This window comes from Streptomyces sp. NPDC034670 (assembly GCF_055574875.1).
Genome location: NZ_JBVITR010000023.1, coordinates 17462 through 37693 on the forward strand (window position 1 = coordinate 17462; position 20232 = coordinate 37693).

At 74.3% G+C, this 20232-nt stretch carries 20 protein-coding genes; 12 read left to right on the forward strand and 8 right to left on the reverse strand.

Annotation, left to right across the window (positions count from 1 at the left end; all coding sequences use genetic code 11):
- Positions 1-18: 18 nt before the first annotated feature.
- Positions 19-1026, reverse strand: coding sequence for a helix-turn-helix transcriptional regulator (locus ACZ56B_RS17275; protein WP_468790663.1), 1008 nt, complete (start codon positions 1024-1026; stop codon positions 19-21).
- Between the two features lie 62 nt (positions 1027-1088).
- Here ACZ56B_RS17275 and ACZ56B_RS17280 point away from each other — a divergent pair, with 62 nt between their 5' ends.
- From ACZ56B_RS17280 to ACZ56B_RS17295, 4 genes are all read left to right on the forward strand, one after another.
- Positions 1089-1598 (forward strand): winged helix-turn-helix transcriptional regulator, encoded by a 510-nt coding sequence (locus ACZ56B_RS17280; RefSeq protein ID WP_468790665.1) that lies wholly within the window; start codon positions 1089-1091, stop codon positions 1596-1598.
- A 299-nt stretch (positions 1599-1897) separates the two neighbouring features.
- Entirely contained in the window at positions 1898-3418 is a 1521-nt protein-coding gene (locus tag ACZ56B_RS17285; RefSeq protein ID WP_468790667.1) for a DUF2252 domain-containing protein, read from the forward strand.
- Between the two features lie 28 nt (positions 3419-3446).
- Complete coding sequence (locus ACZ56B_RS17290) at positions 3447-4283, forward strand: hypothetical protein (RefSeq protein ID WP_468790669.1); 837 nt, start codon at positions 3447-3449, stop codon at positions 4281-4283.
- A gap of 52 nt (positions 4284-4335) precedes the next feature.
- Positions 4336-4665: a rhodanese-like domain-containing protein gene (locus ACZ56B_RS17295; RefSeq protein ID WP_468790794.1), complete on the forward strand. Its 330-nt coding sequence runs from the start codon at positions 4336-4338 to the stop codon at positions 4663-4665.
- A 79-nt stretch (positions 4666-4744) separates the two neighbouring features.
- On the opposite strand, the gene ACZ56B_RS17300 is transcribed toward ACZ56B_RS17295, so the two are convergent.
- The 5 genes from ACZ56B_RS17300 to paaA are packed head-to-tail and all read right to left on the reverse strand — an operon-like array spanning position 4745 to position 8454.
- Positions 4745-5803: a 2Fe-2S iron-sulfur cluster-binding protein gene (locus tag ACZ56B_RS17300; protein WP_468790671.1), complete on the reverse strand. Its 1059-nt coding sequence runs from the start codon at positions 5801-5803 to the stop codon at positions 4745-4747.
- Positions 5803-6366: a 1,2-phenylacetyl-CoA epoxidase subunit PaaD gene (paaD, locus tag ACZ56B_RS17305; protein WP_468790673.1), complete on the reverse strand. Its 564-nt coding sequence runs from the start codon at positions 6364-6366 to the stop codon at positions 5803-5805. The genes ACZ56B_RS17300 and paaD overlap by 1 nt, the downstream gene beginning before the upstream one ends.
- The gene (gene paaC / locus ACZ56B_RS17310; protein WP_468790675.1) at positions 6360-7094 is read right to left on the reverse strand and encodes a 1,2-phenylacetyl-CoA epoxidase subunit PaaC; all 735 of its coding nucleotides are present in this window, start codon (positions 7092-7094) and stop codon (positions 6360-6362) included. Before paaC ends, paaD begins: the two co-directional genes overlap by 7 nt.
- Positions 7091-7378, reverse strand: a complete 288-nt coding sequence (gene paaB, locus ACZ56B_RS17315) for a 1,2-phenylacetyl-CoA epoxidase subunit PaaB (RefSeq protein ID WP_468790677.1) — start codon at positions 7376-7378, stop codon at positions 7091-7093. Before paaB ends, paaC begins: the two co-directional genes overlap by 4 nt.
- Positions 7375-8454 carry a 1,2-phenylacetyl-CoA epoxidase subunit PaaA gene (paaA, locus tag ACZ56B_RS17320; RefSeq protein WP_468790679.1) on the reverse strand — a complete coding sequence of 360 codons (1080 nt, stop codon included), beginning with the start codon at positions 8452-8454 and terminating at the stop codon, positions 7375-7377. Before paaA ends, paaB begins: the two co-directional genes overlap by 4 nt.
- Before the next feature lie 321 nt (positions 8455-8775).
- On the opposite strand from paaA, the gene ACZ56B_RS17325 reads away from it, so the two are divergent.
- The 3 genes from ACZ56B_RS17325 to ACZ56B_RS17335 are packed head-to-tail and all read left to right on the forward strand — an operon-like array spanning position 8776 to position 11829.
- On the forward strand, positions 8776-9816 hold the full coding sequence (locus tag ACZ56B_RS17325; protein WP_468790681.1) for a DUF5819 family protein: 1041 nt from the start codon (positions 8776-8778) through the stop codon (positions 9814-9816).
- A complete protein-coding gene (locus tag ACZ56B_RS17330; RefSeq protein ID WP_468790683.1) occupies positions 9813-11069 on the forward strand; it encodes an HTTM domain-containing protein in 1257 nt (418 codons plus the stop codon). Before ACZ56B_RS17325 ends, ACZ56B_RS17330 begins: the two co-directional genes overlap by 4 nt.
- Before the next feature lie 10 nt (positions 11070-11079).
- A complete protein-coding gene (locus tag ACZ56B_RS17335) occupies positions 11080-11829 on the forward strand; it encodes a TrmH family RNA methyltransferase (protein WP_468790685.1) in 750 nt (249 codons plus the stop codon).
- Positions 11830-11849: 20 nt separating this feature from the next.
- Here ACZ56B_RS17335 and paaN read toward each other — a convergent pair whose 3' ends face one another.
- On the reverse strand, positions 11850-13541 hold the full coding sequence (gene paaN, locus ACZ56B_RS17340; protein ID WP_468790687.1) for a phenylacetic acid degradation protein PaaN: 1692 nt from the start codon (positions 13539-13541) through the stop codon (positions 11850-11852).
- A 224-nt stretch (positions 13542-13765) separates the two neighbouring features.
- Between paaN and ACZ56B_RS17345 the strand changes: the two genes are divergently transcribed.
- Complete coding sequence (locus tag ACZ56B_RS17345; protein WP_468790689.1) at positions 13766-15280, forward strand: 3-hydroxyacyl-CoA dehydrogenase; 1515 nt, start codon at positions 13766-13768, stop codon at positions 15278-15280.
- Entirely contained in the window at positions 15277-15867 is a 591-nt protein-coding gene (locus tag ACZ56B_RS17350; protein WP_468790691.1) for a TetR/AcrR family transcriptional regulator, read from the forward strand. Before ACZ56B_RS17345 ends, ACZ56B_RS17350 begins: the two co-directional genes overlap by 4 nt.
- A gap of 6 nt (positions 15868-15873) precedes the next feature.
- On the opposite strand, the gene ACZ56B_RS17355 is transcribed toward ACZ56B_RS17350, so the two are convergent.
- Positions 15874-16380 (reverse strand): Lrp/AsnC family transcriptional regulator, encoded by a 507-nt coding sequence (locus ACZ56B_RS17355; protein WP_468790796.1) that lies wholly within the window; start codon positions 16378-16380, stop codon positions 15874-15876.
- 189 nt (positions 16381-16569) lie between these two features.
- On the opposite strand from ACZ56B_RS17355, the gene pdhA reads away from it, so the two are divergent.
- Genes pdhA through ACZ56B_RS17370 form a run of 3 tightly spaced genes read left to right on the forward strand, consistent with a single transcriptional unit; the run spans position 16570 to position 20146 of the window.
- Complete coding sequence (pdhA, locus tag ACZ56B_RS17360) at positions 16570-17712, forward strand: pyruvate dehydrogenase (acetyl-transferring) E1 component subunit alpha (protein ID WP_468790693.1); 1143 nt, start codon at positions 16570-16572, stop codon at positions 17710-17712.
- Entirely contained in the window at positions 17709-18713 is a 1005-nt protein-coding gene (locus ACZ56B_RS17365; RefSeq protein ID WP_468790695.1) for an alpha-ketoacid dehydrogenase subunit beta, read from the forward strand. The genes pdhA and ACZ56B_RS17365 overlap by 4 nt, the downstream gene beginning before the upstream one ends.
- Positions 18713-20146 (forward strand): dihydrolipoamide acetyltransferase family protein, encoded by a 1434-nt coding sequence (locus tag ACZ56B_RS17370; RefSeq protein WP_468790697.1) that lies wholly within the window; start codon positions 18713-18715, stop codon positions 20144-20146. The genes ACZ56B_RS17365 and ACZ56B_RS17370 overlap by 1 nt, the downstream gene beginning before the upstream one ends.
- The last annotated feature ends 86 nt before the right edge of the window (positions 20147-20232 follow it).

Genomic DNA, 20232 nt, shown 5'->3' on the forward strand with positions numbered 1-20232 from the left:
ACCGTGACGGCCGCCACGCTAACAGTCGCGTCCCGGTGGGTACCTGGGGGAAAGTGACTGACCATCAGTGGCTGTTGGCTTGAACTCGCCGTACACGGAGGCGAGTTTCACGGCCGGCCGCGCGAGCCGCTCCCGCGCCGCGGGCGGCTCCAGGACCTCGATCCGTGCGCCGAGACCGGCCGGCTGCGCGACCAGGACGTCGAGGGAGGGCCCGTCCGCCTCGATGGCGACCCAGCCGTCGTCCCGTCTCCCCCCGACGCGCAGCCGCCCGCCCAGGAGCCGCTCCAGGAGGGGCAGGGCGTTCGGTTCCGCCCGGGCCCGGACGGTCGCGGCCAGCATGCGCTCCTCCAGCCGTGCGGCCAACGAGCGCCAGGCGGTGGTGAGTTCGAAGCCGTCGGGCCGTTCCACGGGGGCGTCGGTGATCTCGACGGAGGTGATGCGGTCCAGGCGGAAGGGCCGCAGCCCCTGGTCCGTGCCGGCGACGAGGTACGTGTGACCGGCCTTGGCCGCGAGGCCCAGCGGGTGAACGGTCCGCTCCCCGGGCGGTGTGCCGGGGCGCGCGTACCCGAGGCGGATCCGCCGGCCCGCCAGCACCGCGTGCTCCAGCGCCGCGCGGTGCGGGCCGTCGGCCGCGACGGCGCCGCGGGACCAGTCCAGGCCGTCGGTCACGCGCGCCTTGGCCGCGGCCTCGGCGTCCGGCCGCATCGGCGCGGGCACCGCCCGCGTCACCTTGCGCAGCGCCGAGCGCAGTCCGGGGGAGGGGGACGAGGCCCCGGCGGCGAGGAAGAGCGCCCTCACCTCCCGTGCGGACAGTCCGGTGAGGTCGGTCCGGGCTCCGCCCACCAGGGCCCAGCCGCCTCCCCGCCCGCGCTGCGAGTGGACGGGGATGCCGGCGGCCGCCAGCGCCTCCAGGTCACGGCGCGCGGTGCGTTCCGACACCTCGAGTTCCGCGGCCAGGTCCGCGGCCGTCACGCGACCCCGCGCCTGCAGGACGAGCAGGGCGGCTACCAGACGGTCAGCCCTCATGCCCGGTCATCCTTCCCGCAAACCGGCCGGAGGGTGGCCTGTTCGGCCGGGATGCTGGCGGCATGACCGAAACCACGACCAGTGCCGGTTCCGCCGGCTCCCTGTCCGGAACCGGCCCCCGAGGCGGCCTCTCCCAGGCCGTCGGGCCGGCCGGGCGCACCGTCGTCGCGCACGGCCGCCGCGCCCGTGCGGCGGCCGTGCGGCCCGAGCAGGCCTGTCCGGTGGCCCCGGTCCTCGACATCGTCCTCAGCCGCTGGACCACGCCGATCCTGTGGACGCTCCACGAGTACGGCAGGCAGCGCTTCGCGGAGCTGCAGCGCACCATCGCCACGATCACGCCGAAGGCCCTCACCCAGCGGCTGCGGCAGCTGGAGCGCGACGGTCTGGTCGTGCGTACCTACCACCCGGAGGTCCCGCCCCGGGTGGAGTACGAGATCAGCGACCTGGGACGCAGTCTGGCGCCGCTCTTCGCCGCGCTGTCCGCGTGGGCGCGGGACCATCTGGCCGAGGTGGAGCGGGCGCGCCGGGAGTTCGACGTGGCGCAGGAGCGTTTCGCCGGTCGGCGGGGGTGACCCGGCCGGCGGTGCTCGGGGCGCCGCGCCGGGTCCGCTGCAGACGGTCCTCGGCGCCTCCGTCCCGGACGTCGCCGTCCGGTCCGTGACCGCGTCCGCCGGCCCGGTTCTGCCGGTCGCCCCGGGTGCGGGGCCTGGACGCCTTTCCGCGCCGACGGGCTTCTCCACACCACTGGAGTTGTCCACAGGACCTGCCGTGTTTCGGCCACCGGCGGTACGGTCGACACGATCGGGTGATGCCCGGCCGCGTGTCGCCCTCGGGCCCGGGTCGGAAGAACGTGTCACCGGAAGAACATGTCATGGGCACGCGTGCGGGTGCGGGCGTGCGGGGTGTGGGGGAGGCGGTTGGCGTGGCCGAGAGCGTCGCGGGGACGACCGGTACGGAAGGTGCGACCGGTACGGAAGGTACGACCGGTACGGCGGGCACGGGTGAGCCGCGGCGGCTGCCGCGGGTGCCGGGCTTCGCCGAGTGGCCGGCCGCGGGCAACCCCAGGGCGGAGGGCAAGGCCCTGCGCCGCCGGGTCCCGCGCGGCGCGCACGCCGGCCTCGACCCGGACGCCTCCCGCCCCGGCGCGGTCGAGGCCGTCGAGGAGTCCGGTCGCGGCCGGCTGCCCGGGCTGACCCCGATCCGGGTGGGCCGGATGGCCGCGACGCCGTTCGCCTTCCTGCGCGGATCGGCGGGACTCATGGCGTACGACCTGGCCCGCACTCCCGTGACCGGGATACGCGCCCAGATATGCGGCGACGCGCACGCGGCGAACTTCGGTCTGTACGGGGACGCGCGCGGCGGACTGGTCATCGACCTGAACGACTTCGACGAGACGGTGACGGGCCCCTGGGAGTGGGACCTGAAGCGGCTCGCCGCCTCGCTGGTGCTCGCGGGCCGGGAGGCCGGCGCGGACGAGGACACCTGCCGTGCGGCGGCCCACGACGCGGCGGGCGCCTACCGCCGCACGATGCGGCTGCTGTCCAGGCTGCCGGCGCTGGACGCCTGGAACGCGATCGCGGACGAGGAACTGGTCTCCCACACCGACGCCCACGATCTGCTGGGCACGCTGGAGCGGGTCTCCGAGAAGGCCCGCTCGAACACCAGCGGCCGCTTCGCGGCCAAGTCGACCGAGGCGACGGCGGACGGCGGCCGCCGTTTCGTCGACGCGGCGCCGGTGCTGCGCCGTGTCCCGGAGGAGGAGGCCGCCGCGGTGGCCGCCTCCCTGGAGCAGTACCTCGGCACGCTCCCGGAGGACCGCCTCCCGCTGCTGGCCCGGTACGCGGTGCACGACGTGGCGTTCCGCGTCGTCGGCACGGGCAGCGTGGGCACCCGCTCGTACGTCGTGCTGCTCCTCGACCACCGGGGCGAGCCGCTGGTCCTGCAGGTGAAGGAGGCCCGCCCCTCGGCCCTGGTGCCGCATCTGGCGACGGCCGGCTTCGACGCCCCGGAGGCGGGCCACGAGGGCAGGCGCGTGGTCCAGGGCCAGAAGCGGATGCAGGTGGTGAGCGACGGCCTGCTGGGCTGGACGACGGTCGACGGCCTGCCCTACCAGGTGCGCCAGTTCCGCAACCGCAAGGGCAGCGTCGACCCGGTGGCCCTGGCCGCCGACCAGGTCGACGACTACGCCCGGATGACCGGCGCCCTGCTGGCCCGGGCCCACTCCCACAGCGCGGACCCCCGCCTGATCGCCGGGTACTGCGGCAAGAACGACGAGCTGGACGAGGCGGTGGCGGCCTTCGCGGTCGCCTACGCCGACCGCACGGAGGCGGACCACGCGGACCTGGTGGCGGCGGTGCGGTCGGGACGGATCGCGGCGGAGCTGGGAGTGTGAGGGGCGGGCGGTGGCCTACGCTGTCCGGGTGACGACCCCGGAAGGTGAGCAGGGTGGCGGCGCCGGCGCGCGGACGCCGGGCGACGGTGGTGCCGCGCGGCCCGAGGAGCGGCTGGAGCAGGCCGTACGGGCCGCCGAGCAGGCGCTGATCGAGTTCGAGATCGCGGTGGAGACCTTCCGCGTCGAGGTCGAGAACTTCTCCCGGCTGCACGAACAGAAGCTCGGCCCGGTGTACGCCCGCCTCGAGGAGCTGGACGCCCGGATCCTGGAGGCCAGGGCGGCCCGCACCGGTGACCCCGAGGACCGGCGCCGCGCCGACGAGGCGCGCGCCCGGCTGATGCCGATCCCCGGGGTCGAGGAACTGCTGAACGGCTGGATGGACGGCGACGGCCTCTTCCCGGAGGCCACGGCCATGCTCACGGACCAGCCGGTCCGGCCCCCGCAGCGGGTGCGGCCCAGCGAGGAGGCCCGCAGGCTCTACCGCGACCTCGCCCGCAAGGTCCACCCGGACCTGGCGCAGGAGGAGAAGGAGCGTCTGCGCCGGGAGGAGTTCCTCACCCGCGTCAACGCCGCCTACGCCCGGGGCAACGAGGACGAGCTGCGCGAACTCGCCGAGGAGTGGGCCGCCGGCCCGGAGCTGAAGCGTGCCCCGAGCGCCGCCGAGGAGCTGTACGCCCGCCTCGAATGGCTGGCCGAGCGCAAGGAACTGCTCACGCTGGTCGCCAAGGAGCTGGAGGAGAGCGCCATCGGGGCGATGCTGCGCCTCGCCCCGGACGACCCCGACCGGCTGCTGGAGGAGATCGCCGAGCAGCTGCGGGCGCAGGTGACCGAGCGCGAGGCGGAGCTGGCGGAGCTGCTGGGCTGAGCCGTGGCCCCGCCGGTCGGGTAGCGTCGGGGGCATGAGTTTTGGAGCCGGGGTGCCCACGGTCGCGGTCGCGGACCTCAAGGACGGCGACTTCCTGCTGGACGTCCGTGAGGACGACGAGTGGAAGGCCGGTCATGCCGAAGGGGCACTGCACATCCCGATCAGTGAGTTCGTGGCCCGCTACGGCGAGCTGACCGAGGCCGTCCCGCAGGACGGCCGGGTGCATGTGATCTGCCGCTCCGGCGGGCGGTCGGCCCAGGTCACCATGTACCTGGCCCAGCAGGGCATCGACGCCGTGAACGTGGACGGCGGCATGCAGGTGTGGGAGGCCGCCGGCCGCCCGGTCGTCACCGACGACGGGCAGCCCGGCCACGTGCTGTAGGCGTTCCGCAGGGACGCCGGGGCCCGGCCCGGGCCGGCGCGGAGGGCCGGGTCGGCCGGAGCCGGGAGCGGGACGGTCCCTACCGGTCGAAGTCCAGTTCCACCCTCTCCGTCACCGGATGCGACTGGCACGCCAGGACGTAGCCTGCCTCGGTCTCCTCCGACTCCAGTGCGAAGTTGCGGTCCATCCGCACCTCGCCCGAGACGAGGAAGGCGCGGCAGGTCCCGCACACCCCGCCCTTGCAGGCGTAGGGCGCGTCGGGCCGGTTGCGCAGCACCGTCTCCAGCAGGGACTCGCCGTCCTGGACGGGCCAGGTGCCGCCGCGTCCGTCGAGCCGGGCGGTGACCGTGCTGTGCACGGGCGCCGGCGCCGGCGCGGCCGGTGCCGTGCCGCTGTCCACGTGGAAGATCTCCTGGTGGATGCGGGAGCGCGCGACCCCCAGCCCGCGCAGCGCCCGCTCGGCTCCCTCGACCAGTCCGTACGGACCGCACAGGAACCAGCCGTCCACCCGGTCCACGGGCAGCAGCGCGGGCAGCAGCCCGGTCAGCCGCTCGTGGTCCAGCCGCCCGGACGGCAGGCCCGTTTGCTGTTCCTCCCGGGAGAGCACCGTCACCAGCTGGAGCCGCTCGGGGTAGCGGTCCTTCAGGTCGGCGACCTCCTCCAGGAACATCGTCGAGGCGGACGTCCGGTCGCTGCGTATCAGGCAGAAGCGGGCGCGGGGCTCGCGGGCGAGGAGGGTCGAGACGATCGACAGCACCGGGGTGATGCCGCTGCCGCCGACGATCGCCGCGTACCGGCCGGGAGCGGGGCGGAGGGTGAAGCGGCCGGCCGGGGGCATCGCCTCCAGCTCGTCGCCGATGCCGATCTCCTTCAGCGCGTAGGTCGAGAAGGCGCCGCCGTCGACCAGCCGCACGCCGACCCGGAGCGTGCTCGGTCCCTCGCCGTCGGGCGCGGGGGAGCAGAGGGAGTAGGTGCGCCGTACGTCGGTGCCGTCGACGGTGCGCCGCAGGGTCAGGTGCTGGCCGGGCACGTACCGGTACTCCTCGCGCAGGTCCGGGGGGACGGCGAGGGTCAGGGCGACGGAGTCGTCGGTGAGCCGGTCGACCGCGGCCACCCGGAGCCGGTGGAAGCGCGCCATCACAACTCCTTGAAGTGGTCGAACGGTTCGCGGCAGGCCAGGCACCGGCGCAGCGCCTTGCACGCGGTGGAGGAGAAACGGCTGAGCAGCTCGGTCCCGGCGGATCCGCAGTGCGGGCAGCGCACGGGGCCGAGGTCCTCCTCCGGATCCCTCGAGTCGCCCGGGACCTCCGGGGCGGAGCGGGTGCGGGTCGGCCCGAGTTCCACCCGGACCGGCCCGGACGCCGACCGCACGCGCGGCGGGGCGATGCCGAACTCCCGGAGCTTGCGTCGCCCTTCCTCGGTGATGTCGTCGGTCGACCAGGCGGGCGCGAGCACCGTGCGGACGGTGACCTCGCGCACCCCGTGCTCGCGCAGCACCCGCTCTATGTCCAGGCTCATCGCCTCGACGGCCGGGCAGCCGGTGTACGTCGGGGTCAGCTCGACCTCGACGGTGTCCCTCCCGCGCGCGTGCACCGCGCGCACGACACCCAGCTCGCGCAGGGTCAGCACGGGCAGTTCGGGGTCGGGCACCGAGCCGGCGAGCTCCAGGAGTTCCGCCTCCAGCGGGGTGGTGGTCACCACGTCGCCCCCGGGTGGCTGCGGTGCAGGTGCTGCATCTCGGCGAGCATGCGGCCGAAGGGCTCGGTGTGCAGGCCCTGACGGCCCGCGCCGGCCGCCCACGCCCCGGTCCGCGGGCTCTCGGGCACCGTGAGCGTGGCGCGGCGCAGCACCTCGCCGGTCCGCTCCAGCCAGGCCGTCTCCAGGCCGCTCCAGTCGGCGTCGACGCCTTCGACCGGCTGGAACATCTCGCCGGTGTAGCGCCACAGCGCGTCCGCGGCACGCTGCATCCGCGTGTGGCTCTCGTCGGTGCCGTCCCCGAGCCGCAGGGTCCACTGCTCGGCGTGGTCGCGGTGGTAGGCGGTCTCCTTGGCTGCCTTGGCGGCCAGGGGCGCGAACGGGCCTTCGCCGGCCGCGAGTTCGGTGTACAGGAGGTGCTGGTAGGTGGAGAAGTACAGCTGGCGGGCGATGGTGTGGGCGAAGTCGCCGTTGGGCTGCTCCACCAACTGCAGGTTGCGGAAAGCGCGTTCCTCGCGCAGGTAGGCGAGCTCGTCCTCGTCGCCGGCCATCGACAGCAGCACCCGGGCCTGGCCCAGCAGGTCCAGCGCGATGTTGGCGAGGGCGACCTCCTCCTCGAGGACGGGGGCGTGGCCGGCCCACTCGCCCAGGCGGTGGGAGAGCACCAGCGCGTCGTCCCCGAGGGCGAGCGCGGCCGTCGTGAGGGCGGAGCCCTCGGCGGGGGTCGTCGTCACAGGTGCTGTACCCCCTCGGGGATCTCGTAGAACGTCGGATGCCGGTAGGCCTTGTCGGCGGCCGGTTCGAAGAACGGGTCCTTCTCGTCGGGCGAGGAGGCGGTGATCGCGGACGACGGCACGACCCAGATCGAGACGCCCTCGCCGCGCCGGGTGTAGAGGTCGCGGGCGTTGCGCAGGGCGAGCTCCGCGTCGGGCGCGTGCAGGCTGCCGGCGTGGGTGTGGGACAGTCCGCGGCGCGAGCGCACGAAGACCTCCCACAGGGGCCAGTCGGTGTGGGTCATGCGCGCGTCGCTCCTGTCTCGCCGTTCGCCGGCACGGTTCGGCCGGTTCCGTTCGCGGGCCGGGCGGAGCCGTTCGTGGTGCCGCCGGTGCCGCGGGTGTGCTTGGCCGCGTGGGCGGCTGCCGCCTCCCGGACCCAGGCACCCTCCTCGTGGGCCCGCCTGCGCCGGGCCAGCCGCTGCTCGTTGCACGGGCCGTTGCCCTTGAGGACCTCCCAGAACTCCGTCCAGTCGATCGGGCCGAAGTCGTAGTGCCCGCGCTCCTCGTTCCACTTCAGGTCCGGGTCGGGGAGGGTGAGGCCGAGCGACGCGGCCTGGGGGACGCAGATGTCGACGAAGCGCTGGCGCAGCTCGTCGTTGGAGTGCCGCTTGATCTTCCAGGCCATCGACTGGGCGGAGTGCTGGGACTCGTCGTCGGGCGGACCGAACATCATCAGCGACGGCCACCACCAGCGGTCCACCGCGTCCTGCGCCATCGCGTGCTGCTCCGGCGTGCCCCGGCTCAGGGCGAGCAGCAGCTCGTAGCCCTGGCGCTGGTGGAAGGACTCCTCCTTGCAGATGCGGACCATGGCGCGCGCGTACGGGCCGTAGGAGCAGCGGCACAGGGGCACCTGGTTGGTGATCGCCGCGCCGTCCACGAGCCAGCCGATCGCGCCGACGTCGGCCCAGGTCAGCGTGGGGTAGTTGAAGATCGAGGAGTATTTCTGGCGGCCGGAGTGCAGCTTGTCGAGCAGTTCGTCGCGGCTGACGCCGAGCGTCTCGGCGGCGCTGTAGAGGTACAGGCCGTGCCCGGCCTCGTCCTGCACCTTGGCCATCAGGATCGCCTTGCGGCGCAGCGAGGGCGCGCGCGTGATCCAGTTGGCCTCCGGCTGCATGCCGATGATCTCGGAGTGGGCGTGCTGCGCGATCTGCCGGACGAGCGTGGCCCGGTAGGCGTCCGGCATCCAGTCGCGCGGCTCGATCCGCTCGTCGGCGGCGACGGCCGCGTCGAAGGCACGCGCGTGCTCGGCGGTGCCGGCGGCGTCCGGTGCGTCGTGCGCCTGGCTGCGGGCCGTATCGCGGACGGCTGCTGTCGCCATGTCTCCCCCTCGACCTGGACTCTTCTCGGAGCACGCTCCCGACCGATCGTTCGGTTCGTGCGATTCCATGGTGAGACGGGCGCCGCGAGGTGTCAACCGCTGTGGATAACCTGCGGGTGACGCCCGTGGACGACGGTCGCGGAACGGGTGGCCCGCCGGGGCTGTGCCCGGACGGGCGGTCCTGAGTACCGTTCCGTGCGGCGGGGCGGCCGTGCGGCGACGGCGGGGGACGGCGCGACGCCCTCGCCGTCGCGCGCAGGCGGGGGCGGTGAAGGACGGACCGGGTGCGGACCGGGACCGGGATCGGGGAGCAGGGCGGACATGGACGCGTACGACGAGGGCCCGGACGCCCGGCACGGGCCGAGCGGGCCGGGCCCGCGCCGCGCCCTGCCCGGCCCCGGGCCCGCCCCCGGCGGCCCGGCGGACGCACCGGGCCGCCGGACGGGCCCGCCCCTTCCCGGCGACCCGGGTGACTCAGGGGGCTCAAGCGGTTCGGGTGACTTCGGTGACTTCGGTGACACGGATGGTCCAGATGACCTGGGCGGCCCGGGCGGCCCGGAGGGCCCCCTGACGGCCGCCGAGGGCCCGGCGGACGTCCCGTCCGCGCCGCGCTCCCCGTCCGCGCCGCGCTCCCCGTCCGCGCCGCGCTCCCCGGCGGGCGGTGCCGACCGTCCTCCGGCCGGTGCGCCGACGGCCGGCCCGCCCGCCGGGCCCCGCACCGGTGTGGCCGCCCTCTCCCTCCCCTACCGGATCGGCGCCGCGGTGGCGCTCGCGGTCGTCGCGGCCGGGGCCTGTGTGCACCTCGGCATGGCGTTCCTGCACGTGGCGCCCGCGAACACGGTCAGCAAACAGCACAGCCGGACGATCGAGGACTGGATCTACCCGGAGTTCGAGCAGAACTGGAAGCTGTTCGCGCCGAACCCGCTGCAGCAGAACATCGCCGTCCAGGTGCGCGCCGAGATCCGGACGGGGGACGGTGGGGTGCGGACCACCGGCTGGTACGACCTGTCCGCGCAGGACGGCCGGGCCATCGACGGCAACCCGCTGCCCAGCCACACCCAGCAGAACGAACTGCGGCGCGCCTGGGACTTCCTGGTCGGGACGCACGACGACGACAACCGCCCGGTGGGCCTGCGCGGGGCGCTCTCCGAGGCGTACCTGCGCCGGATCGCGGTGCTGCGCCTCGACCGGGTGGACGCGGCCGGCCGGGACGGTGCCATCGACCGGATCCAGGTCCGCTCGCGCACCACCGACGTGCCGCCGCCCGAGTGGAGCGGGGAACAGGTCTCCACCACGCCCGAGTACCGCACGCTGCCCTGGTGGCCGGTGCCGGAGGACGAGGCCCGGGGAGGCATCGGGTGAACCGCCTCCCGCCGGCCGTCTCCCGCGCCGTCACCCGCGTCACCGACCGCGCGCTCGGCCCCCACCAGACCGCGGTCATACGCATCGGCTTCAGCCTGACCTGGCTGCTGTTCCTGCTGCGCGAGTTCCCCCACCGCCAGGAGCTGTACGGACCCGACAGCCCCTGGGGCTGGGACCTCGCCGACCAGCTCGTCGGGACCAACGGCGCCTTCACCGCGTTGCTGTGGTCGGACGGCCAGGTCTGGTTCGAGACCGTCTACGCGCTCGCCGTGCTGTGGAGCCTGCTCCTGCTGCTGGGCTGGCGCACCCGCACCATGTCGGTGCTGTTCATGGTGGGGGTGCTGACGCTGCAGAACCGCAGCGTCTTCATGGGGGACGGCGGCGACAACGTCCTGCACCTGATGGCGATCTACCTCGTGTTCACGCGCTGCGGCCGGGTCTGGTCGCTGGACGCCCGGCGCGCCCGGCGCGAGAGCGCGGCACGCGCGCGCGGGGAGCGGCCGCGGGACCGGGTCGGACCGGTGCTGTGGGGAGTGCTCGGGTTCCTGCTGCTCCTGGCGACCCTGGCGGGCCGGCTGGACGGCGACCGGTTCATACCGGCGCTGCTGTGGTCCGTGTGGGCGGCCCAGGCGCTGTGGTGGCTGGTCGGACGCCGCGCGCGGACCGGGCAGCCGCGGATCCTGCTGGACGTGATCGCGAACATCGTGCACAACGGCGCCCTGCTGGTGATCATGGCCGAGGTGTGCCTGATCTACGCCACCGCCGGCTGGTACAAGGTGCAGGGATCCCGCTGGCAGGACGGCACCGCGGTCCACTACCCGCTGCACCTGGAGTACTTCTCCCCCTGGCCGGCCCTCGCCGACCTGCTGTCGGCCAGCGGCACCCTGGTGATGCTGATGACCTACGGGACGGTCGCCGTGCAGGTCGCCTTCCCCTTCACGCTGTTCAACCGGCGGGTCAAGAACGTCCTGCTGGCCCTCATGATGACCGAGCACGCGGTGATCGCCGTCGTCCTCGGCCTGCCCTTCTTCTCCCTGGCGATGCTCGCGGCCGACGCGGTCTTCCTGCCGACGGCCTTCCTGCGCCGCCTGGGCGCCCGGGCGGCGCGCCTGCACGGCCGCCTGCGTCCGCGCGGTGGCGGTACGCCGGTGCCCGGGCCGCGGCGCCCGGATCCCCGCGCCGACGGGGCGGGGGCGGCGGAGGTGACGGAGGAGCTTCCCGCGCCCGGGGGAACCCCGGCGCCGCGCACGTAGGCTGCACGGCATGACCGATCCCGTCGCCCTCTGGCACCGGCACAGCGGCACCGCGGTGCTGCTGGACGGCTTCCACGCCCTCAAGCACGCCGTGCGCTTCCGGGCGGAGGTCCTGGTGGCGGTCACCGCCGACCGGGCCGCCGCGCTCGCCCTCGCCGACGAGCTGGCCCCGGACGTCCGGGACACCCTGGCGGCGCTGCTGACCGAGGTGCCGCACACGGCGTACGCCTCGCTCGTCCCGCGCCCGCACCCCACCGCCGTGGCCGCCCTGGCCGTACGCCCTTCCCGCGCGGACAACCTCGAGAGGCTCGCCCGGACCCCGCGCACCGCTCCCGTGGTGGTCCTGGACCACCCGCGCAACCTGGGCAACGCCGGGGCCGTGATCCGGCTGGCCGCCGGGTTCGGGGCGACCGGGGTCGTCACCACCGGCACGCTCGACCCCTGGCACTCCACCGTGGTGCGCGGCGGGGCCGGGCTGCACTTCGCCACCGCGGTGGAGCGGACGGCCGCCGGGGAGCTGCCGCCCGGCCCGGTCTTCGCGCTCGACCCGGAGGGCGAGGACATCCGCCGGACGAAACTTCCCGACGACGCCCTGCTCGCCTTCGGGTCCGAGCGCACCGGGCTCTCGCCGGAGCTGCGCGCGCGGGCCGACCACCTGATCGCACTGCCGATGCGCCCCCAGGTCTCCAGCTACAACCTCGCCACCAGTGTGGCCATGACGCTGTACCACTGGAGCGCCACCGGGGGCGCACCCGTCTGAGGGCGCCCCCGGAACGGGCCCTACGCCTCCCGGCGCACCTCGACCACCCGGAAGCGGTTGGCCACGAACGCGCCGTCGGTGAGAGTCGCGTTGGCCGCCGGGTTGCCGCCGGAGCCGTGGAAGTCGGAGAAGGCGGCCGTCTGGTTGACGTACACCCCGCCGGTGAGGTTGAGGGAGAGCTGGGCGGCCTCCTCCAGGCAGACCTCCCGCACCGCCTCCTCGACCTCGGGGGAGGTGGTGTACGCGCCGACCGTCATCGCGCCCTTCTCGCGGACGGTGCGCCGCAGCAGCTCCACCGCGTCACCGGCCGAGTCGACCGCGACGGCGAAGGAGACCGGGCCGAAGCACTCGCTCATGTAGGCGGCCTCGTCGTCCGGCTTGGCGCCGTCCAGCTTCACGATCACCGGTGTGCGGACCACCGCGCCGGGGAACTCCGGGTGGGTGATCTCGCGGGAGGCGAGGGCGACCTCGCCGAGCGAGGCGGCGGCCTCCAGGCGTGCCTTGACGTCCGGGTTCACGATCGCGCCCAGCAGGCCGTTCGCGCGGGCGTCGTCGCCGAGCAGCGCGTCGACCGCCTTCGCCAGGTCGGCGGCGACCTCGTCGAAGGACTTCGGGCCCTGGTCGGTGGCGATGCCGTCGCGCGGGATCAGCAGGTTCTGCGGCGTGGTGCACATCTGGCCGCTGTACAGGGACAGGGAGAACGCCAGGTTGGAGAGCATCCCCCGGTAGTCGTCCGTCGACTCCACGACCACCGTGTTGACGCCGGCCTTCTCGGTGTACACCTGCGCCTGGCGGGCGTGGGACTCCAGCCAGTCGCCGAACTCCGTGGAGCCGGTGTAGTCGATGATCCGGATCTCCGGGCGGGTCGCCAGCGACTTGGCGATGCCCTCGCCCGGCCGCTCGGCGGCCAGCGCCACCAGGTTCGAATCGAAGCCGGCCTCGGTGAGCACCTCGCGCGCGACGCGCACCGTGAGGGCGAGCGGCAGCACCGCGCGCGGGTGGGGCTTGACCAGGACCGCGTTGCCGGTGGCGAGGGAGGCGAACAGGCCCGGGTAGCCGTTCCAGGTGGGGAAGGTGTTGCAGCCGATGACCAGGCCGATGCCGCGCGGGACCGGGGTGAACCGCTTGGTCAGCTTCAGCGGGTCGCGCTTGCCCTGCGGCTTGGTCCACTCGGCCTCGCCGGGCGTGCGGACCTGCTCCGCGTACGCGTAGGCCACCGCCTCCAGGCCGCGGTCCTGCGCGTGCGGGCCGCCCGCCTGGAACGCCATCATGAACGCCTGGCCGGAGGTGTGCATGACCGCGTGGGCGAACTCGTGCGTCCGGTCGCTGATCCGCTTGAGGATCTCCAGGCAGACCACCGCGCGCGTCTCGGCGCCCGCGTCCCGCCAGGCCCGCATCCCGGCCCTCATGGCCGGCAGCAGCACGTCGGGGTCCGCGTGCGGGTAGCTCACGCCCAGCTCGATGCCGTACGGGGAGACCTCGCCGTCGACCCAGCCGTCCGTGCCGGGCTGGCCGAGGTCGAGGCGGGTGCCGAGCAGGGCGTCGAAGGCCGCCCTGCCCGCCGCCGGGTCCAGACTGCCGTTCTCCCCGTAGGCCTTGGGGTGCTCGGGGTGCGGGGACCAGTACGCGCGCGTGCGGATCGCTTCCAGGGCCTGGTCCAGGGTGGGACGGTGCCGGGTGATCAGCTGGTGTGCGGTGAGTTCGGCGGCCATGGGGACCAACTCCTTGTCTCAGGAACTCTTCCTCGAGTTCATGGACCGGGCGGGAAGACGGGCGAAGGCGTGGGCGGGAAGAACAGGGGGCGGGGTACGGAGCGCCTCGTTCGGGGCGATGACGGGTGACGGACGTGCGGTCAGAGTTAGAGTAACCGAACGATCGGTCGGGACAAGGGGGACCGCCGCATATGTGGAAAACGCCGTGCGGGAGGATCGCGCACATGACAGCACTCGACCTCAGCAGCCCCGTGGCCGTCGTCGGCACCGGCACCATGGGCCAGGGAATCGCCCAGGTCGCGCTGGTCGCGGGCCATCCCGTCCGGCTCTACGACGCCGTTCCCGGCCGCGCCCGGGAAGCGGCCGACGCGATCGGCGCCCGGCTCGACCGGCTGGTGGAGAAGGAGCGGCTCACCGCGGCCGACCGGGACGCCGCGCGCGCCCGCCTGCTGCCCGTCGACCAGCTCACCGGCCTCGCCGGCTGCGCCCTGGTCGTCGAGGCCGTCCTGGAGCGGCTCGACGTCAAGCAGGAGCTGCTGCGCGCGCTGGAGGACGTCGTCCCCGACGACTGCCTGCTCGCCACCAACACCTCCTCCCTCTCCGTCACCGCGATCGGCGGGGCCCTGCGCGTCCCGGGCCGCTTCGTGGGCCTGCACTTCTTCAACCCCGCGCCGCTGCTGCCGCTGGTCGAGGTCGTCTCCGGGTTCGCCACCGACGTCTCGTACGCCACGCGCGCGTACGAGACGGCCCGCGCCTGGGGCAAGACCCCGGTCGCCTGCGCCGACACCCCCGGCTTCATCGTCAACCGCATCGCCCGGCCCTTCTACGCCGAGGCCTTCGCGGTGTACGAGTCCCAGGGCGCCGACCCGGCCACCATCGACGCGGTGCTGCGCGAGTCGGGCGGCTTCCGGATGGGCGCCTTCGAGCTGACCGACCTCATCGGGCAGGACGTCAACGAGTCCGTCACCCACTCGGTGTGGCGGTCCTTCTTCCAGGACGTGCGCTTCACCCCCTCCCTCGCCCAGCGCCGGCTGGTGGAGTCCGGCCGCCTCGGCCGCAAGAGCGGCCGGGGCTGGTACGACTACCGGGACGGCGCCGAGCGCCCCGAGCCGCACACCGCCGAGCCCGCCGAGCCGCCCGCGTACGTGGTCGCCGAGGGCGACCTGGGGCCCGCGTCGGACCTGCTCGCCCTGATCCGCGAGGCCGGGATCCAGGTGCGCGAGGAGGACGAGGACGAGGGCACCCGGCTGGTCCTGCCCGGCGGGGGCCAGCTGGTGCTCGCCGACGGCCAGACCTCCGTGGAGTTCCGTGACGTCGTCTACTTCGACCTCGCCCTCGACTACCGCACGGCCCCGCGCGTCGCCCTGTCCCACTGCCAGGACACCTCCGCGCGGACCGTCGCCGAGGCCACCGGCCTGTTCCAGGCGCTGGGGAAGAAGGTCAGCGTCATCGGGGACGTCCCCGGCATGATCGTCGCGCGCACGGTGGCGCGGATCATCGACCTGGCGCACGACGCCGTCGCCAAGGGCGTCGCCACCGAGGAGGACGTCGACACCGCGATGCGGCTGGGTGTGAACTACCCCCTCGGCCCCTTCGAGTGGAGCCGCCGCCTCGGCCGCGGCTGGGCCGGCTCCCTCCTCGAGGAACTGCACGAGCGCGACCCGTCGGGCCGCTACGCGCCGTCCCTCGCGCTCGGCCGGCACGCCTACGCCTCCGACAACCGGGAGGACACCCCGTGACCACCGCCAGACGCGACACCTACACCCCGGAGACGCTGTTGTCCGTCGCCGTGCGGGTGTTCAACGAGCGCGGCTACGACGGCACCTCCATGGAGCACCTCTCCAAGGCGGCCGGCATCTCCAAGTCGTCGATCTACCACCACGTGGCCGGCAAGGAGGAACTGCTGCGCCGCGCGGTGAGCCGGGCGCTGGACGGGCTCTTCGGCATCCTCGACGAGGAGCGGGCCCGCACGGGACGGGCCGCCGAGCGGCTGGAGTACGTCGTCCGGCGGACGGTCGAGGTGCTGATCGCCGAGCTGCCGTACGTGACGCTGCTGCTGCGGGTGCGCGGCAACACGGACACCGAGCGGTGGGCGCTGGAGCGGCGGCGCACGTTCGACCACCGGGTCGCCGAGCTGCTCAGGGCCGCGGCGGCCGACGGGGACGTGCGCGACGACGTGGAGGTGCGCCTGGCGACCCGGCTGGTCTTCGGGATGATCAACTCGGTCGTCGAGTGGTACCGGCCGGACGGGCGCGGCACGGACGAGCGCGAGGTGGCCGACGCGGTGGCGCGGCTGGCCTTCGAGGGGCTGCGCAAGGCGCCCTGAGGGCTTTCACCCCTGGGGCTCCAGGTCCTCCTCCTCGAACACCAGCAGGGTGCGGGTGCTGAGCACCTCGGGGATGGCCTGGAGCCGGGTGAGCACCAGTTCGCGCAGCGCCCGGTTGTCGGGCGTGTGCACCAGCAGCAGGACGTCGAAGTCCCCGCCCACCAGGGCGATGTGGGAGGCGCCGGGGAGCTGTCTGAGCTGCTCGCGGACCGTGCGCCAGGAGTTCTGGACGATCTTCAGGGTGATGTAGGCGGACGTCCCGTGACCGGCCCGCTCGTGGTCGACGCGGGCGCCGAAGCCGCGGATGACGCCGTCCTCGACGAGCCGGTTGATGCGGGCGTAGGCGTTCGCGCGGGAGACGTGGACCCGCTCGGCGACCGAGCGCACGGACGCCCGGCCGTCCGACTGGAGCAGGCGCAGGATGGCCTGGTCGACGGCGTCCAGCGGACGCGGGGGCAGAAGCCGCCCGGCCCCCTCCCGGCTCTCGGCCGCCCCCTCCGGCCCCCCGGCCATTTGTTCAGCTGCCACCCGCCCCCGCCTCTCCGCCATGGACGCCCTGTCTCCATCTCAGGCTGTGGAGAACCGTTTGTCCACAGCCTGGTGCCACCCATAGCCAAAATGTGCCGACGACCGAACAATCGGTTGGTGAGGCACGTCACAGGAGCCGTGTCTCCGTCAGTCGTCCCACGAGGAGGTGCCGTCATGACGGTCACGGAGCAGCGGGGGGCCTACCGGCCCGCCCCGCCGCCCGCCTGGCAGCCCCGTACCGACCCCGCGCCGCTGCTGCCCGACGCGGAGCCGTACCGGGTCCTCGGCACCGAGGCGGCCGCGAAGGCCGACCCGGAGCTGCTGCGCCGGCTGTACGCGGAGCTCGTGAAGGGCCGCCGCTACAACGCGCAGGCCACCGCCCTCACCAAGCAGGGCCGTCTCGCGGTCTACCCCTCCAGCACCGGCCAGGAGGCCTGCGAGGTGGCCGCCGCACTCGTCCTGGCGGAGCGCGACTGGCTCTTCCCGAGCTACCGCGACACCCTCGCCGTCGTCGCGCGCGGCGTGGACCCCGTCGAGGCCCTCACCCTGCTGCGCGGCGACTGGCACACCGGCTACGACCCCCACGAGCACCGGGTGGCCCCGCTGAGCACCCCGCTCGCCACCCAGCTCCCGCACGCGGTCGGCCTCGCCCACGCCGCCCGCCTCAAGGGCGACGACGTGGTCGCCCTCGCCCTGGTCGGCGACGGCGGCACCAGCGAGGGCGACTTCCACGAGGCGCTGAACTTCGCCGCCGTCTGGCAGGCCCCGGTGGTCTTCCTCGTCCAGAACAACGGCTTCGCGATCTCCGTACCGCTCGCCAAGCAGACCGCGGCCCCGTCGCTGGCCCACAAGGCCGTCGGCTACGGCATGCCCGGCCGGCTGGTCGACGGCAACGACGCGGCCGCCGTGCACGAGGTCCTCACCGACGCCGTACGGCACGCGCGCGCGGGCGGCGGCCCGACCCTGGTCGAGGCGGTCACGTACCGCCTGGAGGCCCACACCAACGCCGACGACGCCACCCGCTACCGCGACGACGCCGAGGTGGAGGCCTGGAAGCAGCACGACCCGATCGCGCTGCTGGAGCGGGAGCTCACCGCGCGCGGCCTGCTCGACGAGGACGGCATCGCCGCCGCCCGCCGGGACGCCGAGACCATGGCCGCGTCCTTGCGCTCCCGCATGAACCAGGACCCGGCGCTCGACCCCATGGACCTCTTCGCCCACGTCTACGCCGAGCCCACCTCCCAGTTGCTGGAGCAGCGCGAGCAGCTGCGGGCCGAGCTGGCGGCCGAGGCCGAGTCGGAAGGGGCCCAGCGATGACCACCGTCGCCGTCAAGCCGGCCACCATGGCGCAGGCGCTCACGCGCGCGCTGCGCGACGCCCTGGCCGCCGACCCGTCCGTGCACGTCATGGGCGAGGACGTCGGCACCCTCGGCGGCGTCTTCCGCATCACCGACGGGCTGGCGAAGGAGTTCGGCGAGGAGCGCTGCACGGACACCCCGCTGGCCGAGGCGGGCATCCTCGGCACGGCCGTCGGCATGGCGATGTACGGACTGCGCCCGGTCGTGGAGATGCAGTTCGACGCCTTCGCCTACCCGGCGTTCGAGCAGCTGGCCTCGCACGTGGCGAAGATGCGCAACCGCACGCGCGGCAGGATGCCCCTCCCCCTCACCATCCGCGTCCCCTACGGCGGCGGCATCGGCGGCGTCGAGCACCACAGCGACTCCTCCGAGGCGTACTACATGGCGACCCCGGGGCTCCACGTCGTCACCCCCGCGACCGTCGCGGACGCCTACGGGCTGCTGCGCGCCGCCATCGACTCCGACGACCCGGTGATCTTCCTGGAGCCCAAGCGGCTGTACTGGTCGAAGGACTCCTGGAACCCGGACGACCCGACGGCCGTCGAGCCGGTGGGCCGTGCGGTGGTGCGGCGCTCCGGCCGGAGCGCCACGCTCATCACGTACGGGCCGTCCGTGCCCGTCTGCATGGAGGCGGCCGAGGCGGCCCGGACCGAGGGCTGGGACCTCGAAGTCGTCGACCTGCGCTCCCTGGTGCCGTTCGACGACGAGACGGTGTGCGCCTCGGTGCGGCGGACGGGACGCGCGGTCGTCGTCCACGAGTCGGGCGGCTTCGGCGGCCCCGGCGGGGAGATCGCGGCCCGGGTCACGGAGCGCTGCTTCCACCACCTGGAGGCACCGGTGCTGCGGGTGGCCGGGTTCGACGTGCCGTATCCGCCGCCGATGCTGGAGCGCCACCACCTGCCCGGCGTGGACCGGATCCTGGACGCCGTGGGGCGCCTGCAGTGGGAGGCCGAGAGCTGATGGCACAGGTGCTGGAGTTCAAGCTCCCCGACCTCGGTGAGGGACTCACCGAGGCGGAGATCGTGCGCTGGCTGGTCGAGGTCGGTGACGTCGTCACCGTCGACCAGCCGGTCGTCGAGGTCGAGACGGCCAAGGCCATGGTGGAGGTGCCCTGCCCCTACGGCGGCGTGGTCACCGCCCGCTTCGGCGCGGAGGGCACGGAACTGCCCGTCGGCGCCCCGCTGCTGACGGTGGCGGTCGGGGAACCGGACGACGACCGCCCGGCAAAGGCGGCGGACGCCCCCGCCGCCCGGAGCGAGGATTCCCGGGCGGAGGGCCCCCGCACCGAGGGATCGGGCAACGTCCTGGTCGGCTACGGCACGTCACAGGCCCCGTCCCGGCGCCGCCGGGTGCGCCCGGCGCCCGCCGCGCCCGCCGCGCCCGCCGCGCCCGCGGTGAACGGGCGGGACCGGACGGCGGACCCGGACCGGGAGCGGCCCGCCGTCGGCGGGCGGGCCCCGGCCGGGCGGGCGGTGGACGGTCCCGTCCCCGTCATCTCGCCCCTGGTGCGCAGGCTGGCCCGGCAGAACGGCCTGGACCTGCGGGAGCTGGCGGGTTCCGGGCCCGACGGACTGATCCTGCGGGCGGACGTGGAGGACGCGCTGCGCGCCGCCGCCGCACGGGGCCGTACGGACCGGACGGATGACGAGCCGCAGCGGCGGACGGCGCCGGCCCGGCCGGCCCCCGCCGCTGCGGAGACCGCCCGGACCACCCGCGTCCCGCTCAAGGGAATCCGCGGCGCCGTCGCCGACAAGCTCTCCCGCAGCCGCACCGAGATACCGGACGCGACCTGCTGGGTGGACGCCGACGCGACCGAACTGATGCGCACCCGGGCCGCCATGAACGCGTCCGGCGGGCCGAAGATCTCCGTGCTCGCCCTGCTGGCCCGGATCTGCACGGCCGCCCTGGCCCGCTTCCCCGAGCTCAACTCCGCCGTGGACACGGAGGCCAGGGAGGTCGTCCAGTACGCGGACGTGCACCTCGGGTTCGCCGCGCAGACCGAACGGGGACTCGTCGTCCCCGTCGTCCGGGACGCACACGCGCGGGACGCGGAATCGCTGACCGCGGAGTTCGCCCGGCTGACCGAGGCGGCCCGGGCCGGGACGCTGACGCCCGCGGACCTCACGGGCGGCACCTTCACGCTGAACAACTACGGGGTCTTCGGCGTCGACGGCTCCACACCGATCATCAACCACCCCGAGGCCGCCATGCTCGGCGTCGGCCGCATCGTCCCCAAGCCGTGGGTGCACGAGGGCGAGCTGGCGGTGCGGCAGGTCGTGCAGCTCTCGCTCACCTTCGACCACCGGGTCTGCGACGGCGGCACGGCGGGGGGCTTCCTGCGGTACGTGGCGGACTGCGTGGAACAACCGGCGGTGCTGTTGCGGACGCTGTGATACCCGCCGTCCGTCCCCTTCCTCCCCTTCCTTCCGTCCGTCCCGCCCCTCCCGCTCCCTCCGTGCCCCCGCGTTCCTCGTGATCG

Excerpts from the sequence above, each read along its gene's own strand:
- ACZ56B_RS17275 (WP_468790663.1), bottom strand. The coding sequence starts at position 1,026 with ATGAGGGCTGACCGTCTGGTAGCCGCCCTGCTCGTCCTGCAGGCGCGG.
- ACZ56B_RS17280 (WP_468790665.1), top strand. The coding sequence starts at position 1,089 with ATGACCGAAACCACGACCAGTGCCGGTTCCGCCGGCTCCCTGTCCGGA.
- ACZ56B_RS17285 (WP_468790667.1), top strand. The coding sequence starts at position 1,898 with ATGGGCACGCGTGCGGGTGCGGGCGTGCGGGGTGTGGGGGAGGCGGTT.
- ACZ56B_RS17300 (WP_468790671.1), bottom strand. The coding sequence starts at position 5,803 with ATGGCGCGCTTCCACCGGCTCCGGGTGGCCGCGGTCGACCGGCTCACC.
- paaB (WP_468790677.1), bottom strand. The coding sequence starts at position 7,378 with ATGACCCACACCGACTGGCCCCTGTGGGAGGTCTTCGTGCGCTCGCGC.
- paaA (WP_468790679.1), bottom strand. The coding sequence starts at position 8,454 with ATGGCGACAGCAGCCGTCCGCGATACGGCCCGCAGCCAGGCGCACGAC.
- ACZ56B_RS17325 (WP_468790681.1), top strand. The coding sequence starts at position 8,776 with ATGGACGCGTACGACGAGGGCCCGGACGCCCGGCACGGGCCGAGCGGG.
- ACZ56B_RS17335 (WP_468790685.1), top strand. The coding sequence starts at position 11,080 with ATGACCGATCCCGTCGCCCTCTGGCACCGGCACAGCGGCACCGCGGTG.
- paaN (WP_468790687.1), bottom strand. The coding sequence starts at position 13,541 with ATGGCCGCCGAACTCACCGCACACCAGCTGATCACCCGGCACCGTCCC.
- ACZ56B_RS17345 (WP_468790689.1), top strand. The coding sequence starts at position 13,766 with ATGACAGCACTCGACCTCAGCAGCCCCGTGGCCGTCGTCGGCACCGGC.
- ACZ56B_RS17355 (WP_468790796.1), bottom strand. The coding sequence starts at position 16,380 with ATGGCCGGGGGGCCGGAGGGGGCGGCCGAGAGCCGGGAGGGGGCCGGG.
- pdhA (WP_468790693.1), top strand. The coding sequence starts at position 16,570 with ATGACGGTCACGGAGCAGCGGGGGGCCTACCGGCCCGCCCCGCCGCCC.
- ACZ56B_RS17365 (WP_468790695.1), top strand. The coding sequence starts at position 17,709 with ATGACCACCGTCGCCGTCAAGCCGGCCACCATGGCGCAGGCGCTCACG.
- ACZ56B_RS17370 (WP_468790697.1), top strand. The coding sequence starts at position 18,713 with ATGGCACAGGTGCTGGAGTTCAAGCTCCCCGACCTCGGTGAGGGACTC.